The organism is Citrobacter meridianamericanus, assembly GCF_041320245.1.
Taxonomy (GTDB): domain Bacteria; phylum Pseudomonadota; class Gammaproteobacteria; order Enterobacterales; family Enterobacteriaceae; genus Citrobacter; species Citrobacter meridianamericanus.
This window is the reverse complement of sequence record NZ_CP101036.1, coordinates 3,476,590-3,494,465: the sequence shown is the minus strand read 5'-3', so window position 1 is coordinate 3,494,465 and position 17,876 is coordinate 3,476,590. Positions and strand designations below refer to the sequence as shown.

General features: G+C 53.2%; 12 protein-coding genes and 2 pseudogenes. 7 read left to right on the top strand and 7 right to left on the bottom strand.

Annotation, left to right across the window (positions count from 1 at the left end):
- Positions 1–43: 43 nt before the first annotated feature.
- The 7 genes and pseudogenes from infA to trxB all read right to left on the bottom strand — a co-directional run bounded on the left by infA (position 44) and on the right by trxB (position 5,868).
- Positions 44–262 (bottom strand): translation initiation factor IF-1, encoded by a 219-nt coding sequence (gene infA, locus NMD08_RS17175; protein ID WP_002211347.1) that lies wholly within the window; start codon positions 260–262, stop codon positions 44–46.
- Positions 190–366, bottom strand: a pseudogene (locus NMD08_RS17170) (hypothetical protein); the annotation flags it as partial. The gene infA and the pseudogene NMD08_RS17170, both read right to left, overlap by 73 nt.
- 40 nt (positions 367–406) lie before the next feature.
- Positions 407–547 (bottom strand): annotated as a pseudogene (locus tag NMD08_RS17165) (hypothetical protein); the annotation flags it as partial.
- Positions 548–1,252, bottom strand: a complete 705-nt coding sequence (gene aat, locus NMD08_RS17160; RefSeq protein ID WP_151218815.1) for a leucyl/phenylalanyl-tRNA--protein transferase — start codon at positions 1,250–1,252, stop codon at positions 548–550.
- 44 nt (positions 1,253–1,296) lie between these two features.
- Positions 1,297–3,018 (bottom strand): cysteine/glutathione ABC transporter ATP-binding protein/permease CydC, encoded by a 1,722-nt coding sequence (gene cydC / locus NMD08_RS17155; protein ID WP_210904887.1) that lies wholly within the window; start codon positions 3,016–3,018, stop codon positions 1,297–1,299.
- Positions 3,019–4,785, bottom strand: a complete 1,767-nt coding sequence (cydD, locus tag NMD08_RS17150; RefSeq protein WP_151225122.1) for a cysteine/glutathione ABC transporter permease/ATP-binding protein CydD — start codon at positions 4,783–4,785, stop codon at positions 3,019–3,021. It lies immediately after the preceding gene.
- Between the two features lie 114 nt (positions 4,786–4,899).
- Entirely contained in the window at positions 4,900–5,868 is a 969-nt protein-coding gene (gene trxB, locus NMD08_RS17145; protein ID WP_151218818.1) for a thioredoxin-disulfide reductase, read from the bottom strand.
- A gap of 548 nt (positions 5,869–6,416) precedes the next feature.
- Here trxB and lrp point away from each other — a divergent pair.
- From lrp to NMD08_RS17110, 7 genes are all read left to right on the top strand, one after another.
- Positions 6,417–6,911, top strand: coding sequence for a leucine-responsive transcriptional regulator Lrp (gene lrp, locus NMD08_RS17140; RefSeq protein WP_002439523.1), 495 nt, complete (start codon positions 6,417–6,419; stop codon positions 6,909–6,911).
- A gap of 134 nt (positions 6,912–7,045) precedes the next feature.
- Positions 7,046–11,104, top strand: coding sequence for a DNA translocase FtsK (gene ftsK, locus NMD08_RS17135; RefSeq protein WP_210904889.1), 4,059 nt, complete (start codon positions 7,046–7,048; stop codon positions 11,102–11,104).
- Between the two features lie 111 nt (positions 11,105–11,215).
- Positions 11,216–11,827 (top strand): outer membrane lipoprotein chaperone LolA, encoded by a 612-nt coding sequence (gene lolA, locus NMD08_RS17130; protein WP_003831898.1) that lies wholly within the window; start codon positions 11,216–11,218, stop codon positions 11,825–11,827.
- 10 nt (positions 11,828–11,837) lie between these two features.
- On the top strand, positions 11,838–13,181 hold the full coding sequence (gene rarA / locus NMD08_RS17125) for a replication-associated recombination protein RarA (protein ID WP_286545207.1): 1,344 nt from the start codon (positions 11,838–11,840) through the stop codon (positions 13,179–13,181).
- Positions 13,182–13,273: 92 nt separating this feature from the next.
- Positions 13,274–14,566 (top strand): serine--tRNA ligase, encoded by a 1,293-nt coding sequence (gene serS / locus NMD08_RS17120; RefSeq protein WP_003836908.1) that lies wholly within the window; start codon positions 13,274–13,276, stop codon positions 14,564–14,566.
- A 236-nt stretch (positions 14,567–14,802) separates the two neighbouring features.
- The gene (gene dmsA, locus NMD08_RS17115) at positions 14,803–17,247 is read left to right on the top strand and encodes a dimethylsulfoxide reductase subunit A (protein ID WP_151217915.1); all 2,445 of its coding nucleotides are present in this window, start codon (positions 14,803–14,805) and stop codon (positions 17,245–17,247) included.
- Positions 17,248–17,257: 10 nt separating this feature from the next.
- Positions 17,258–17,875, top strand: coding sequence for a DMSO/selenate family reductase complex B subunit (locus tag NMD08_RS17110; RefSeq protein ID WP_151217916.1), 618 nt, complete (start codon positions 17,258–17,260; stop codon positions 17,873–17,875).
- The last annotated feature ends 1 nt before the right edge of the window (position 17,876 follow it).

Here is a 17,876-nt window from a genome sequence, read left to right as displayed (position 1 = left end):
CCGACCTTTTATTATCTGGACGCCGTTCAGGCGTTAAAAACAATCAGCGACTACGGAAGACAATGCGGCCTTTGCTCAGGTCGTACGGGGTCAGCTCAACAGTCACTTTGTCGCCCGTCAGGATGCGGATATAGTTTTTACGCATTTTACCGGAGATGTGTGCAGTAACCACGTGACCGTTTTCTAACTCTACGCGGAACATGGTATTAGGTAACGTATCGAGAACGGTACCCTGCATTTCAATATTGTCTTCTTTGGCCATCTAATCCTCTGGGGTATCACTACCGTAATTTGAACCGGCAAGATAATGCCGAAGTTCTTTTAATAAGTAAAGATTTGTGCGTTTAAAACACAGCAAATCGGGTTTGGCGCATTACTCTAACCACACACGGCAAAGCTGCACTTAAAGCGCAACGTGTAAGGGAACGAGGAGATAAACGATAGGCGTGGCCTGACGCGAACTGTTCCTTAACGGCGGCGGGGTAATGGGCTAAACCAACTCTGCGCGACAATTATAACACCCCGACAAAAAATGTGCCGAAAACATTCACTTCTGAGGCGAAAATAACGTCCTGGGAACCCAGAAATGGCTCGGTAGCCGCTGCTGGCGCAGTCTGCTCAGGTGTTCAAGGTACTCCCGACGCGGCGTTTCGACGGCGCCCAGCGAGGCTGTGTGGCTATTTAATACCTGGCAGTCGATTAATTTTCCGCCCTGATTTACAAATTCAGCGCAAAAAACGAGCAGTGCTGTTTTGGACGCATTTTCCTGACGGCTGAACATCGATTCGCCACAAAACAACGTACCTTGTGCCACGCCATACATACCGCCCACTAATTCATTTTGTCGCCACACTTCGATTGAGTGCGCATGCCCCAGTTCGTGCAGGCGGTGGTATGCGTCCACCACATCATGCGTAATCCAGGTACCTTCTTCCCGGTCATTCGCACAGCCTTCAATCACCTGCCCAAACGCGTAATTGAGCGTCACGCGATAAGGCGAATTTTTATGAAAGCGCTTCATGCTGCGGCTGAGGTGAAATTTGTCGGGCCAAAGAACAGCGCGCGGATCGGGCGACCACCAAAGGATAGGGTCGCCAGGCGAAAACCACGGGAAAATACCGCGCTGGTAGGCCATCAGCAGACGGGCAGGGCAAAGGTCACCGCCAAGCGCCAACAAGCCATTAGGCTCGCGTAAAGCGCCTTCCGGTGACGGGAAGGCTATAGAATGTCGGGACAGTTGCACCAGGCGCATGACAGCGAAACTCCACTACGCGAGTTTGATCGTTCAATAATAGCTTACAGACGTTGCTTAAACTGGTAATAACGCCCCTGCCTGGCTAACAGATCTGCGTGATTACCTTGCTCAATAATTTGTCCGTTGTCCATTACTATTATTTGATCAAAACGCGACAGCCCGCGCAGTCGGTGTGTAACCATCAGGACGGTTTTATCGCGCATCACATCGCTAATTAATTCAAGCATTTGGCTCTCTGTGGTGGCATCAAGCCCTTCGGTGGGTTCATCCAGCAGCATCAGCGGAGCATCGTGCAATAAGGCGCGGGCGATAGCCAGACGACGGAGCTCGCCGCCTGAAAGTTGACGACCGCCTTCGCCCAGCCAGGCGTTAAGGCCATCACCTTCAAGCAGTTTCTCCAGCCCGACGCGGCGCAATACTGCGGACAATGCGTCGTCGCTGGCGTGTGGTGCTGCCAGCAGCAGATTGTCGCGAAGCGTCGCGCTGAACAGGTGTACGCGCTGTGGCACGACGCTGATGCTCTGGCGCAGCGCGGTTTCAGTGAGGGCTGCAATCGGCTGTTCATTAATCAGGATTTCGCCGCACTGCGGATCCCATGCGCGGGTCAGCAATTGTAGCAGCGTTGATTTACCACAGCCGGTACGACCGAGAATCGCAATGTGTTCACCGGGCGTGGCCTGCAGGGAAAGGGTATCGAGCGCTTTTTGCGCCTGTCCCGGGTAGCTGAATGATACGTCGCGTAGCGTAAGAGTCACCTGCCCGGAAATCGTCGAGCCGGTATCCGGGAAGGCGACTTCCGGCTGCTGTTCAGTCAGTTCGGTGATGCGCAGCGCAGAGGCAATAACTTGGCCGAGATGCTGAAACGCGCCGGTTACTGGTGCTAACGCTTCGAACGCAGCAAGCGCACAGAAGACAAAGAGTGCGATCAGCGCGCCGGGCTGGGTATTGCCGCCCACGCCACCGGAGGCCATCCATAGCATCATAATCACCGCCAGCGCACCGACTAACAGCATCACCGCTTGTGATAATGCCGTTAATTCAGACTGACGTCGCTGGGCTTCGTGCCACTGCAACTCAGTCGCTTCCATTTGCGCGCGATAACGTTCACTGGCACCAAAAATGGTCAATTCAGCCTGGCCCTGTAGCCAGGATGTTAACTGCTGACGATATTGCCCACGCAGATGCGTCAGACTTTGTCCGGTGCTTTTGCCTGCCTGATAAAAGAGCGGTGGCAGGATAAATAAGGTCAGCAGCATAATGCCACCGAGGGTGACAGCCAGCGTGAAATCGAGAACGCTTAACCCCAGCGTAACCACCATGATGACGACAAAAGCGCCCACCAGTGGGGAGATCACGCGTAAGTACAGATGATCGAGCGTGTCGACGTCAGCCACCACGCGGTTGAGCAATTCACCCTGTCCATAACGGGACAGGCCAGCAGGGGAGAGCGGCAGTAGTTTGCTGAAGGTATAAATACGCAAATGTTGCAACACGCGGAATGTCGCATCGTGGCTGACCAGACGCTCGAAATAACGACCCGCGGTACGGGTGATCGCCGCACCGCGTACGCCTGCGGCAGGGAGCATATAGTTAAAGCTGTAAATCCCGGTGACGCCAACCACTGCCGAAGCGGACAGGAACCAACCTGAAAGCGTCAGCAAGCCAATGCTTGCCAGCAGCGTGACGATGGCCAGAACGATCCCTAACGTTAACATCCATTTGTGACGTTTATACAGCGTCAGATAAGGTAGCAAAGCGCGCATTCAGATGTCCTCCTGACGATGAGCCAGTAATGTCGCAAACGCCCCGTTGGCTGCGCCCAGTTCGGTCCAGGTACCTTGTTCAACGATCTGCCCATCCTGCATCACCCAGATAACGTTCCAGTCGGCAAGATCTTCCAACTGATGCGTCACCATCAGCGTGGTCTGGCGGCGCGATGCCGCGTTCAACGCTTGCATCACGCGTTGTTCGCTGTGTGCATCAAGGCTGGCGGCGGGTTCGTCCAGCAGCAGTAACTGACACGGATTGAGTAAGGCGCGAGCCACGGCAACGCGCTGTGCTTGTCCAACGGAAAGTCGAGCCGCCTGATCGCCCACTGGCGTATCCACACCCTGCGGCAGCAGCGGTAAAAACTCGCTGACCCAGGCGCTGTCGAGTGCAGCTTGCAGCTGTTCTTCGCTGGCATCTGGGCGAGCCAGTAGCACGTTTTCACGTAACGTGGAGGCAGGAAGCTGAGGGTTTTGCCCGACCCATGACAGTTGTTTGCGCCAGGAGTCAGGCGACAGGTCGCGCAGTTCAAAGCCGTTAATTCGCAGCGAACCTTGATAAGAGAGGAAACCTGACAGGACATTGAGCAGAGAACTTTTGCCGGAGCCGCTGCGTCCAACCAGCACCGCGCGTTGACCAGCCGCCAACGCAAAATTGAGCGGACCGGCCAGCACTTTGCCTTCCGGCGAGGTGATGACCAGATCTCGTGCTTCAATTGACACGGCGTCTTTTGTCGCCAGCTCAATATCGCCACGTTCAGGATGAGCCAACGGGGTTTCCATAAAGGTTTTCAGGCTGTCCGCAGCCCCCACCGCTTGCGCTTTAGCGTGATAAAACGTGCCCAGATCGCGCAAGGGCTGGAAAAACTCCGGAGCCAGAATGAGCGCGAGGAAGCCTGCCGCCAGCGTGACGCCCGTCCCGTAGTGGCCGAAATCAAGTTCTCCAAGGTAGGAAAAACCAAAGTAAACCGCGACAAGCGCAATAGAAAGCGAGGTAAAGAATTCAAGGACACCGGATGACAGGAACGCCAGGCGCAGCACTTCCATGGTGCGTTGGCGGAAATCTTGCGACGCAGCACGGATGCTTTCCGTTTCGGCTTCACCGCGACCAAATATTCTTAGCGTCTCCATGCCCCGCAAGCGATCGAGGAAATGACCGCTGAGGCGGGCAAGAGCCTGAAAATTGCGGCGGTTAGCATCGGCTGCGCCCATACCGACCATTGCCATGAACAATGGGATCAACGGGGCAGTTCCAAGCAGAATAAGAGCGGCCACCCAGTTTGAGGGGAATACCGCCGCCACAATTAATAAGGGGACGCACACGGCCAGCGCCATTTGCGGCAGATAACGCGCATAGTAATCATGCATATCGTCAATCTGCTCCAGGATCAACGTGGCCCAACTCCCGGCCGGTTTGCCTTTTATCCAGGCCGGACCTGCCTGTTGTAGACGGTCAAGCACCTGGCGGCGAATTTCAAAGCGAATATGCTGCCCTGCGTGAAACCCGACCCGTTCGCGTAACCAGACGACCCATGCCCGCAGGATGAAAATCAATACCAGTACGATGAAAGGAAGCAGAAGCGCTTCTCGGGGAATATTGGCCATGATCATATGGTCCAGAATTCGGGCCATGAGCCAGGCCTGAGCGACGATTAACAGTCCGCTCACGAACCCCAACAGGCGCGAAATGTTCAGCCATCGTTGGGAAATTACACTTTGCTGTTTTAACCAGCGGGTCAGCTCTTTTTGACGGGTTTTATTCATTGCACGCTTAGCAGGTGAGTTATTGGAATTTTTGGGCAGGGCAATGTTACAACGAGGCAAAAATAAAGGCGACTTATAGTCGCCTTTTTTACTTTTGTTACTGATTTGTAAAACTTATTTGTTAGCGTCCGCAAGTCCGTCGAGATAACGTTCTGCATCAAGTGCGGCCATACAGCCCGTGCCCGCAGAGGTAATCGCCTGGCGATAAATATGGTCCATCACATCACCAGCTGCGAAAACACCCGGAATGCTGGTTTGGGTGGCATTGCCGTGAATACCGGACTGAACTTTGATGTAGCCGTTTTCCAGTTCAAGCTGACCGTCGAAAATAGCGGTATTCGGGCTGTGGCCGATAGCGACAAACAGCCCGGCAACGTCCAGTGATTCCACGTTGTCAGTGTTTTGCGTATCGCGCAGGCGGAGTCCGGTTACGCCCATTTGATCGCCGGTCACTTCTTCCAGCGTACGGTGGGTGTGCAGCACGATGTTGCCGTTCTCAACTTTATCCATCAAACGTTTGATGAGAATTTTCTCCGCGCGGAAGCTGTCGCGACGGTGAATCAAATGCACTTCAGATGCGATATTCGCCAGATACAGCGCTTCTTCAACAGCAGTGTTGCCGCCGCCGATCACCGCAACTTTTTGGTTACGATAGAAGAAACCGTCGCAGGTCGCGCAGGCGGAAACGCCACGGCCTTTAAATGCTTCCTCTGAAGGCAGACCCAGGTAACGTGCTGAAGCGCCGGTGGCGATGATCAGTGCGTCACAGGTGTATTCACCACTGTCGCCGGTCAGACGGAAAGGACGGTTTTGCAGATCAACTTTGCTGATGTGATCAAAAATGATTTCAGTGTCAAATTTGGTTGCATGTTCGTGCATACGCTCCATCAGCAGTGGGCCAGTAAGATCGTGCGGATCGCCAGGCCAGTTTTCCACTTCTGTTGTTGTGGTCAACTGACCACCTTTTTCCATACCGGTAATCAGGACCGGTTGCAGGTTAGCGCGTGCAGCGTAGACCGCAGCGGTATATCCCGCAGGGCCTGAGCCCAGAATAAGAAGTTTACTGTGTTTGGTTGCGCCCATGAGATCCCCATAGTTGTTGGCAGGCAATGAGCAGGATTGTAGGGAATTTACAGACGTAAAAAAAGAGTATGGCGATTTTGTTAACAATATGTGTAATAGCAGAAACCGATGAGCGGGGGTAATTATCCGTAATACTATAACGATTTCTACTTAAAATCGGTCAGTTATAAGGTGATAAAATGACGATTTTCCATCACTGCGAATGAATAACTGGCATGTTGTACTAAAAATCGATGTTTTGCTTTGACAATCACCTGCTGTTTTGCGAAAACATTCAAGGAAGAAAAAAACTGTGTCATGTATGTGCTGCATAATCATGCATGTAGATACCATGTTTACCGTGTTAGCGAAATCTACGCATGGTGTGGACAGATGCCATTCGTGATGTCGATAGCCGCCGACAGGCAACGGTCTTCTCACCATAAACCCAGGCATTGCGAACCGAAAATCCCTCTGGGTTGCGGTTAATTTTGATGGGTAGCGACTCTGAACAGTGATGTTAGTAGAGTCAGGCAGGAGTAGGGAAGGAATACAGAGAGACAATAATAATGGTAGATAGTAAGAAGCGCCCTGGCAAAGATCTCGACCGTATTGATCGTAACATTCTTAATGAGCTGCAAAAGGATGGGCGTATTTCTAACGTCGAGCTTTCTAAACGTGTGGGACTTTCACCAACGCCCTGCCTTGAGCGTGTGCGTCGGTTGGAAAGACAGGGTTTTATTCAGGGCTATACAGCGCTGTTAAACCCGCATTATCTGGATGCATCACTTCTGGTTTTTGTTGAGATTACTCTGAATCGTGGCGCCCCGGATGTGTTTGAACAATTTAACTCTGCAGTACAAAAACTTGAAGAAATTCAAGAGTGTCATTTGGTTTCCGGTGATTTCGACTATTTGCTGAAAACACGCGTACCGGATATGTCGGCATACCGTAAGCTGTTGGGGGAAACCCTGCTGCGTCTGCCTGGCGTGAATGACACACGTACTTATGTAGTAATGGAAGAAGTCAAACAGAGCAATCGTCTGGTAATTAAGACGCGCTAACACGGAACAGGTGCAAAATCGACGTAGTTTGATTACACTCCTGTTAATCCATACAGCAACAGTGCCGGGGTAACCCGGTGCTGTTGTCCGTTTTAGCATCGGGCAGGAAAAGCCTAAAACCTGGAGAGCCGTTTTTGAGCCAGGAATACACTGAAGACAAAGACGTCACATTGACGAAGTTAAGCAGCGGGCGCCGACTTCTGGAAGCGCTACTGATCCTTATTGCCCTTTTTGCCGTCTGGTTGATGGCGGCCTTACTCAGCTTTAATCCTTCGGATCCCAGTTGGTCGCAAACGGCGTGGCATGAACCAATTCATAATCTGGGCGGAATACCCGGCGCATGGCTGGCAGACACGCTGTTCTTTATTTTTGGCATCATGGCCTACACCATTCCCGTCATCATTGTTGGCGGCTGTTGGTTTGCATGGCGACACCAGGCCAGCGACGAATACGTCGATTATTTTGCCGTTTCGCTGCGCATTATTGGCGTTTTGGCGCTGATTCTCACATCCTGCGGACTTGCCGCAATCAATGCCGATGACATCTGGTATTTCGCCTCTGGCGGCGTGATTGGCAGCTTGCTCAGTACTACCCTGCAACCATTACTGCACAGCAGCGGCGGTACGTTGACGTTATTGTGCATTTGGGCTGCTGGATTAACGCTATTTACCGGTTGGTCGTGGGTTAGCATTGCGGAAAAACTGGGCGGTTGGTTACTCAATATCCTGACGTTTGCCAGCAACCGTACCCGCCGTGACGATACCTGGGTCGATGACGAAGAATATGAAGATGAAGACGAATCTATCGACGCCGCTGATGGTAAACCTCATGAATCGCGCCGGGCTCGTATTCTTCGTGGTGCGTTAGCGCGCCGTAAGCGTCTGGCAGAGAAGTTTACCAACCCACTGGGCCGTCATACTGATGCCGCGCTGTTCTCCGGCAAACGCATGGATGATGAAGACGAAATTGAATACAGCGCCCGCGGTGTTGTGGCCGATCCTAACGATGTGCTGTTTTCCGGCAATCGCGCGACGTTGCCTGAATATGACGAACTGGACCCGCTGCTGAATGGTCATTCGGTAACAGAGCCTGTGGCCGCCGCAGCTGCAGCAACAACGGCTGCGCAGGCCTGGAGCGCGCCGGTTGATCCGCTGCTGCAAACGTCGCCAGTGACCAACCCCGTTATGGAACAAGCGGCCCCAGCTGTAGCCTGGCAATCCGCGCCAGGCGCGCAAACCGGGGATGCGGTGATTGCGCCAGCACCTGAAGGTTATCCGCAGCCAACCCAGTACGCGCAGCCACCGGTACAGCAACAGTATGAACCCTGGCAGCAGCCGGTAGTGGAGCAGAGTCCTCAGCCACAATATTATGCGCCACAGACCGCGGAACCCACATATGCGCAGCCCCTCGCGCCGCAAGCGCAGGCATTTACCGCGGAGCAAAACTGGCAGCCGGAACCTGTTTACCAACCGGAACCACTGCAGCAACCTGTCAATCAACAGGAGTCAACTTTACAACAGAACGCCGCATTCCAGCAGCCTGCTTATCAGCCGGAGCCAGTGCAGCAACCTGTTTATCATCAGGAATCAACTTTTCAACAGAGCGCTCCGTTCCAGCAGCCTGTGGTTGAACAACCGACGGTGATGGAACCTGAGCCAGTGGTTGAAGAGGTTAAACCGACTCGTCCGCCGCTTTACTATTTTGAAGAAGTTGAAGAGAAACGTGCGCGTGAGCGTGAGCAACTGGCTGCCTGGTATCAACCGATACCAGAGCCGGTTCAGGAGCCTGAACGTGTTAAGCCGTCTATGCCATCTATGCCGACGGCTACATCCATTCCGCCCGTTGAGTCTGTTGCTGCCGTTGCGCCGCTGGCCGCAGGCGTAAAAAGCGCCGCTTTGGGGGCGGGGGCCGCTGCCGCAGCGCCTGTCTTTAGCCTTGCGGGTGGCGGTGCGCCGCGTCCACAGGTGAAAGAGGGTATTGGTCCGCAGTTACCGCGTCCGAATCGTGTGCGCGTGCCTACTCGTCGGGAATTGGCGTCGTATGGCATCAAACTGCCGTCACAGCGTATGGCTGAAGAGAAAGCCCGCGAAGAGCAGCTTGATACAGATGCGTACAGTGACGATGAAATTGATGCCATGCAGCAAGATGAGCTGGCACGTCAGTTTGCCCAGTCGCAGCAGCACCGCTATGGCGAAGAATATCAGGATGATACCCATCAAACTGATGACGAAGATTCAGCTGCAGAAGCGGAACTGGCTCGCCAGTTTGCCTCTTCCCAGCAGCAACGTTATTCTGGTGAGCAGCCAGCCGGAGCGAATCCGTTTTCTCTCGATGACTTTGAATTTTCGCCAATGAAAACGCTGGTGGAAGAGGGGCCGCATGAGCCGCTGTTTACGCCTGGCGTGATGCCGGAGCCTGTGCCACAGTACCAGGAACCTGTTGCACCGCAGCAGCATTATCAGCAGCCAGCGCAGCCTGTCGCACCGCAGCAGCATTATCAGCATCCAGCGCAGCCTGTTGCACCGCAGCAGCATTATCAGCAGCCAGCGCAGCCTGTTGCACCGCAGCAGCATTATCAGCAGCCAGCGCAGCCTGTCGCACCGCAGCAGCATTATCAGCAGCCAGCGCAACCTGTTACACCGCCGCCGCAGGATAGCCTGATCCATCCGCTCCTGATGCGCAATGGCGATAGCCGTCCGGCGCATCGTCCAAACACGCCGCTGCCATCGTTAGATCTGCTCACACCGCCGCCGAGCGAAGTTGAGCCAATTGATACATTCGCGCTGGAGCAAATGGCACGTCTGGTGGAAGCGCGTCTGGCGGATTTCCGCATTAAAGCCGATGTGGTGAACTATTCCCCAGGCCCGGTGATAACCCGCTTTGAGCTTAATCTTGCTCCTGGGGTTAAAGCGGCACGTATTTCCAACCTGTCGCGCGATCTGGCGCGTTCGTTGTCTACCGCAGCGGTACGTGTTGTCGAGGTTATTCCGGGCAAACCGTATGTCGGACTGGAGTTACCGAACAAAAAACGTCAAACCGTTTATCTGCGCGAAGTGTTGGATAACACCAAATTCCGTGATAACTCATCTCCGCTGACCGTGGTGTTGGGTAAAGATATTGCGGGCGAACCGGTGGTGGCCGATCTGGCGAAAATGCCGCACCTGCTGGTGGCAGGGACAACCGGTTCCGGTAAGTCTGTTGGGGTGAACGCCATGATCCTCAGCATGCTGTACAAGGCGCAGCCGGAAGACGTTCGCTTTATCATGATTGACCCGAAAATGCTGGAACTGTCAGTTTATGAAGGCATTCCGCATCTGCTGACTGAAGTTGTGACCGACATGAAAGATGCTGCTAACGCCTTGCGCTGGAGCGTCAATGAAATGGAACGTCGCTACAAGCTGATGTCGGCGCTTGGGGTGCGTAACCTTGCTGGTTATAACGAGAAAATCGCCGAAGCAGCCCGCATGGGTCGTCCGATTCCGGACCCATACTGGAAGCCGGGCGACAGCATGGATGTTCAGCATCCGGTGCTGGAAAAACTGCCGTATATCGTTGTGTTGGTAGATGAATTCGCCGACCTGATGATGACCGTAGGTAAAAAGGTGGAAGAACTGATTGCTCGCCTGGCGCAAAAAGCGCGTGCGGCAGGGATACACCTGGTGCTGGCGACCCAGCGACCGTCGGTCGACGTTATCACCGGTCTGATTAAAGCGAATATTCCAACGCGTATCGCCTTTACCGTCTCCAGTAAAATTGACTCGCGTACCATTCTTGACCAGGGCGGAGCGGAATCGCTGTTAGGTATGGGGGACATGCTTTATTCCGCACCAAACTCGACGATCCCTGTGCGTGTTCACGGCGCCTTTGTTCGTGATGAAGAAGTTCACGCGGTGGTTCAGGACTGGAAGGCGCGCGGTCGTCCGCAATACGTTGACGGCATTACCTCTGACAGCGAAAGCGAAGGCGGCGGTGGCGGCTTTGATGGTGGCGAAGAGTTGGATCCGCTGTTCGATCAGGCGGTAAACTTTGTGACCCAGAAACGCAAAGCCTCAATCTCCGGCGTCCAGCGTCAGTTCCGCATCGGTTACAACCGAGCTGCGCGCATCATCGAACAAATGGAAGCGCAGGGAATTGTCAGCGAACAAGGACATAATGGTAATCGTGAAGTGCTGGCTCCGCCGCCCTTCGAATGATTGCAAAGTTAAGTAATTCAGTATTTTCTACTTTCCTCATGCTGATTTTTGGCCTGAAATGGATAGCAGAGGGATCTCCCCGTTGGGAGTGACGTATTTTGAGGAATAACGATGAAAAGAATCGCAATCACCTGTGCATTACTGTCTAGCTTTGTGGTGAGCAGCGTCTGGGCTGACGCTGCCAGCGACCTGAAAAGCCGCCTGGATAAAGTCAGTAGCTTCCATGCCAGCTTTACTCAGAAGGTCACGGACGGTAGCGGCGCAGCAGTGCAAGAAGGTCAGGGTGATTTATGGGTTAAACGTCCTAATCTGTTTAACTGGCATATGACGCAGCCTGACGAGAGTATCCTGGTTTCCGATGGGAAAACGCTGTGGTTCTTTAACCCGTTTGTTGAACAGGCGACCGCGACCTGGCTGAAAGACGCCACTGGCAATACGCCGTTCATGCTGATTGCACGTAACCAGGCCAGCGACTGGCAGCAGTACAACATTAAGCAAAACGGTGATGATTTCGTACTGACGCCTAAAACCAGTAGCGGTAACCTGAAGCAGTTTACGATCAATGTTGGGCGTGACGGGACGATCCACCAGTTTAGCGCCGTTGAACAAGACGATCAGCGCAGCAGTTATCAGCTGAAATCTCAGCAGAATGGTGCGATCGAACCTTCCAAATTCACCTTTACCCCGCCGCAAGGTGTAACGGTTGACGATCAACGTAAGTAGAGGCGTGTGAGTGAGCAATCTGTCGCTCGACTTTTCTGATAATACTTTTCAGCCACTGGCCGCGCGCATGCGGCCAGAAAATTTAGCGCAGTATATCGGACAGCAGCATCTGCTGGCTGCGGGTAAGCCTTTGCCACGCGCTATCGAGGCAGGGCATCTGCACTCCATGATTTTATGGGGACCACCGGGAACGGGCAAAACCACCCTTGCCGAAGTTATTGCCCGTTACGCCAACGCTGATGTTGAACGCATTTCGGCGGTTACGTCTGGTGTGAAAGAAATTCGTGAAGCGATTGAGCGTGCGCGTCAGAACCGTAACGCTGGTCGGCGTACGATCCTGTTTGTGGACGAAGTTCACCGTTTTAATAAAAGCCAACAGGATGCATTTTTACCGCATATTGAAGACGGAACCATCACGTTTATTGGCGCGACAACAGAAAACCCCTCGTTTGAGCTGAACTCAGCGCTGCTATCACGTGCACGCGTTTACTTACTGAAATCGTTAACCACCGACGATATTGAACTGGTACTGGACCAGGCGATGTCAGACAAAGCGCGGGGCTACGGCGGACAGGATATCGTACTCCCGCCTGAGACGCGTCGGGCGATTGCCGAACTGGTTAATGGTGACGCGCGCCGGGCGCTGAATACGCTGGAAATGATGGCCGATATGGCCGAAGTTGATGATTCCGGCAAGCGCATATTGAAAGCAGAATTGCTCACTGAAATTGCCGGTGAACGCACCGCGCGTTTCGATAATAAAGGCGATCGTTTTTACGATCTCATCTCCGCATTACACAAGTCGGTACGCGGGAGTGCACCGGATGCAGCGCTTTATTGGTATGCACGTATTATCACCGCTGGTGGTGATCCGCTGTACGTTGCCCGCCGCTGTCTGGCGATTGCCTCTGAAGATGTTGGTAATGCCGATCCTCGCGCTATGCAAGTGGCGATTTCTGCATGGGATTGCTTTACTCGCGTGGGGCCAGCTGAAGGCGAACGCGCGATTGCTCAGGCGATTGTTTATCTGGCCTGTGCGCCGAAGAGTAATGCAGTTTACACCGCCTTTAAAGCCGCACTTGCTGATGCCCGTGAACGTCCGGATTACGACGTGCCGGTCCACCTGCGTAATGCGCCGACTAAGCTGATGAAAGAGATGGGCTACGGTCAGGAATATCGTTACGCCCATGATGAGCCAAATGCATATGCCGCCGGAGAAGAGTACTTCCCGCAGGAAATGGCACAAACGCGCTATTATCATCCCACAAACAGAGGTCTTGAAGGCAAGATTGGCGAAAAGCTCGCCTGGCTCGCCGGACAGGATCAAAATAGCCCTATAAAACGCTACCGTTAGTGTTATCGTTGCGGTAATGTTGTCTCTGTATCCCTGTGACCGCAGGCTGTGGTCACTTTCTCCTATTTTAATTCGATAAGCACAGGATAAGCATGCTCGATCCCAATCTGCTGCGTAATGAGCCAGACGCAGTCGCAGAAAAACTGGCAAGCCGGGGCTTTAAGCTGGATGTAGATAAGCTGCGCGCTCTTGAAGAGCGTCGTAAAGTTCTGCAGGTACAAACTGAAAACCTGCAGGCAGAGCGTAACTCTCGATCGAAATCCATCGGCCAGGCAAAAGCGCGCGGGGAAGATATCGAGTCTTTACGTCTGGAAGTGAACAAACTGGGCGAAGAGCTGGATGCCGCGAAAGCTGAACTTGATACCTTACAGGCTGAGATCCGCGATATTGCGCTGACTATTCCTAACCTGCCAGCAGACGAAGTTCCGGTAGGTAAAGATGAAAATGATAACGTCGAAGTCAGCCGCTGGGGTACACCGCGCGAGTTCGATTTCGAGGTGCGCGATCACGTTACCCTGGGTGAAATGCACACGGGTCTTGATTTCGCTGCGGCGGTTAAGCTGACCGGCTCTCGTTTCGTTGTTATGAAAGGCCAGATTGCGCGTATGCACCGAGCGCTGTCCCAGTTCATGCTTGATCTGCACACTGAGCAGCATGGTTACAGCGAAAACTATGTCCCGTATCTGGTTAACCATGACACCCTGTACGGCACAGGCCAATTACCGAAATTTGCTGGCGACTTGTTCCACACGCGTCCGTTGGATGAAGAAGCTGACAGCAGCAACTATGCGCTGATCCCAACGGCAGAAGTGCCGCTGACAAACCTGGTACGTGACGAAATCATCGACGAAGATGCGCTGCCGATCAAAATGACTGCGCATACGCCGTGCTTCCGTTCTGAAGCAGGTTCTTACGGCCGTGACACTCGTGGTCTGATCCGTATGCACCAGTTCGATAAAGTTGAGATGGTGCAGATTGTTCGTCCAGAAGATTCGATGGATGCGCTGGAAGAGATGACCGGTCATGCTGAGAAGGTCCTGCAACTGCTGGGTCTGCCGTATCGCAAGATCATCCTGTGCACTGGCGACATGGGCTTCGGCGCATGCAAAACCTACGATCTGGAAGTATGGATCCCGGCACAGAATACCTATCGCGAAATCTCTTCTTGCTCCAACGTGTGGGATTTCCAGGCTCGTCGCATGCAGGCGCGTTGTCGCAGCAAATCCGACAAAAAGACCCGTTTAGTGCATACGCTGAATGGTTCTGGTCTGGCGGTAGGACGTACGCTGGTTGCGGTAATGGAAAACTATCAGCAGGCTGATGGCCGCATTCAGGTTCCGGAAGTATTGCGTCCGTACATGAATGGCCTGGAATTCATCGGTTAAGCTACTTTTCTCTGCTAAAAAAGCGCCTCAGGGCGCTTTTTTTACACCTGTTTGACGCTGGACAATAACACCTACTCATTCAGGAGTAATACTGCCTTCGAACGAAGGTTGGTATTTATCACTGCCTTTCTGCAAATTCATTACCTACCTGTCTGTATATCGATAGTAACGTTATATAAAAATCTATACAACGAATATTTGCCTTTTGTTTATTGTGAGCAGCAGAGTGAGCCACTATGAAAACTAAGATCCCCGATGCCGTACTGGCAGCTGAGGTTAGTCGCCGCGGTCTGGTGAAAACGACGGCGATAGGCGGGCTGGCGGTGGCCAGTAGCGCGTTTACCCTGCCATTTACCCGTATTGCAAATGCCGCAGAGGCCCTTAATCCAAAACAGATTAATGAGAAAGTGATCTGGAGCGCGTGTACGGTGAACTGTGGTAGCCGCTGCCCGCTGCGTATGCATGTGGTAGACGGTGAAATAAAGTATGTCGAAACCGACAACACCGGTGATGACAACTATGATGGTCTGCACCAGGTACGCGCCTGTCTGCGTGGGCGCTCCATGCGTCGTCGCGTCTATAATCCCGATCGTCTGAAATATCCGATGAAACGCGTCGGTAAGCGCGGTGAAGGTAAGTTTGAGCGTATCAGCTGGGATGAAGCCTACGAAATCATTGCCAGTAATATGCAGCGTCTTATTAAAGACTACGGCAACGAGTCTATCTATCTGAACTACGGTACCGGTACGCTGGGGGGCACCATGACGCGCTCCTGGCCGCCGGGCAAAACGCTGGTGGCACGGTTGATGAACTGCTGCGGCGGTTACCTGAACCACTACGGGGATTACTCTTCTGCGCAGATCGCTGCCGGGTTGAACTATACCTATGGCGGTTGGGCAGACGGCAACAGCCCGTCCGACATTGAAAACAGCAAGCTGGTGGTCCTGTTTGGTAATAACCCTGGTGAAACGCGTATGAGCGGGGGCGGGGTAACCTATTACCTTGAACAGGCGCGACAGAAATCCAATGCTCGTATGATTATTATCGATCCCCGCTACACGGATACCGGCGCGGGCCGAGAAGATGAATGGATCCCGATCCGTCCAGGCACCGATGCGGCGCTGGTTAATGGTCTGGCGTATGTCCTGATCACCGAAAACATGGTTGATCAACCGTTCCTCGACAAATACTGCGTGGGTTACGACGAGAAAACCTTACCGGCCGACGCGCCTAAGAACGGTCACTATAAGGCATATATTCTTGGGCAGGGCAAAGATGGTATTGCCAAGACGCCTGAGTGGGCGGCGCAGATTACTGGCATTCCCGCTGAACGTATTGTCAAACTGGCTCGTGAAATTGGTAGCGCAAAACCGGCATACATCAGTCAGGGGTGGGGGCCGCAGCGTCACGCCAATGGTGAAATAGCGACTCGCGCTATTTCTATGCTGGCTATCCTGACCGGTAACGTTGGCATCAACGGCGGCAATAGCGGGGCACGTGAAGGCTCATACAGTTTGCCGTTTGAGCGTATGCCTACGTTGGAAAACCCTGTAGAAACCAGCATCTCGATGTTTATGTGGACGGACGCGATTGAGCGAGGCCCGGAGATGACGGCCCTGCGTGACGGTGTGCGCGGCAAAGACAAGCTTGATGTTCCCATTAAGATGATCTGGAACTATGCTGGTAACTGTTTAATTAACCAGCACTCTGACATCAACCGTACGCATGAAATCCTGCAGGATGAGAAGAAGTGCGAGATGATCGTCGTCATCGACTGTCATATGACTTCCTCGGCTAAATATGCGGATATTTTGCTACCGGATTGCACTGCCTCCGAACAGATGGACTTCGCGCTGGATGCCTCATGCGGGAATATGTCCTATGTGATTTTCACCGATCAGGCAATCAAACCACGCTTCGAATGCAAGACTATCTACCAGATGACCAGCGAACTGGCGAAACGCCTTGGCGTTGAGCAGCAGTTTACAGAAGGTCGAACTCAGGAAGAGTGGATGCGTCATCTCTACGAGCAGTCACGCAAAGCGATTCCTGAACTGCCAACGTTTGAAGAATTCCGTAAGCAAGGGATCTTTAAACAGCGCGACCCACAAGGGCATCACGTCGCGTACAAAGCGTTCCGCGAAGATCCTAAAGCTAATCCGTTGACCACCCCGTCAGGTAAGATCGAAATTTATTCGCAACAGCTTGCCGAGATTGCGGCAACCTGGGAACTGCCGGAAGGTGATGTGATCGATCCGTTGCCGATTTATACCCCTGGATTTGAAAGCCTGAACGATCCGTTGGTGGAGAAATTCCCTCTGCAACTGACCGGCTTCCATTACAAGTCTCGTGTCCATTCGACCTATGGCAACGTGGATGTTCTAAAAGCATCCTGCCGTCAGGAAATGTGGATCAACCCTATGGATGCGCAGCGACGCGGCATTAACAACGGCGACAAGGTGCGTATCTTTAACGATCGTGGTGAAGTGCATATCGAGGCGAAAGTGACGCCGCGTATGATGCCTGGTGTGGTGGCATTAGGCGAAGGCGCCTGGTATGACCCGGATGCAAAACGCGTGGATCAGGGCGGTTGCATTAACGTCCTGACAACTCAGCGTCCGTCTCCTCTCGCGAAGGGGAACCCGTCACACACGAACCTTGTTCAGGTTGAAAAGGCGTAAGGAGTAACCGATGACAACCCAGTATGGATTTTTTATTGATTCCAGCCGTTGCACCGGTTGCAAAACCTGCGAACTGGCCTGCAAAGATTTCAAAAATTTAACCCCGGAGGTCAGCTTCCGCCGCATTTATGAGTATGCAGGCGGTGACTGGCAGGAGGACAACGGCGTCTGGCATCAGAATGTCTTTGCCTATTACCTCTCCATTGCCTGTAACCACTGTGAGGATCCGGCCTGTACCAAGGTATGTCCGAGCGGCGCGATGCACAAACGTGAAGATGGTTTTGTCGTTGTCGATGAAGACGTGTGCATTGGCTGTCGGTATTGCCACATGGCCTGTCCTTACGGTGCGCCGCAGTACAATGCTGAAAAAGGGCATATGACAAAATGTGACGGCTGCCATGAGCGTGTCGCTGAAGGCAAGAAACCTATCTGTGTCGAATCCTGCCCGTTGCGTGCGCTGGATTTTGGCCCGATTGAAGAGCTGCGCAAAAAGCATGGTTCCCTGGCTGCGGTTGCGCCACTGCCGGGTGCGCACTTTACCAAACCAAGTATTGTCATCAAACCTAACGCCAATAGCCGCCCGACCGGGGATACCACAGGTTATCTGGCTAATCCGAAGGAGGTGTAAG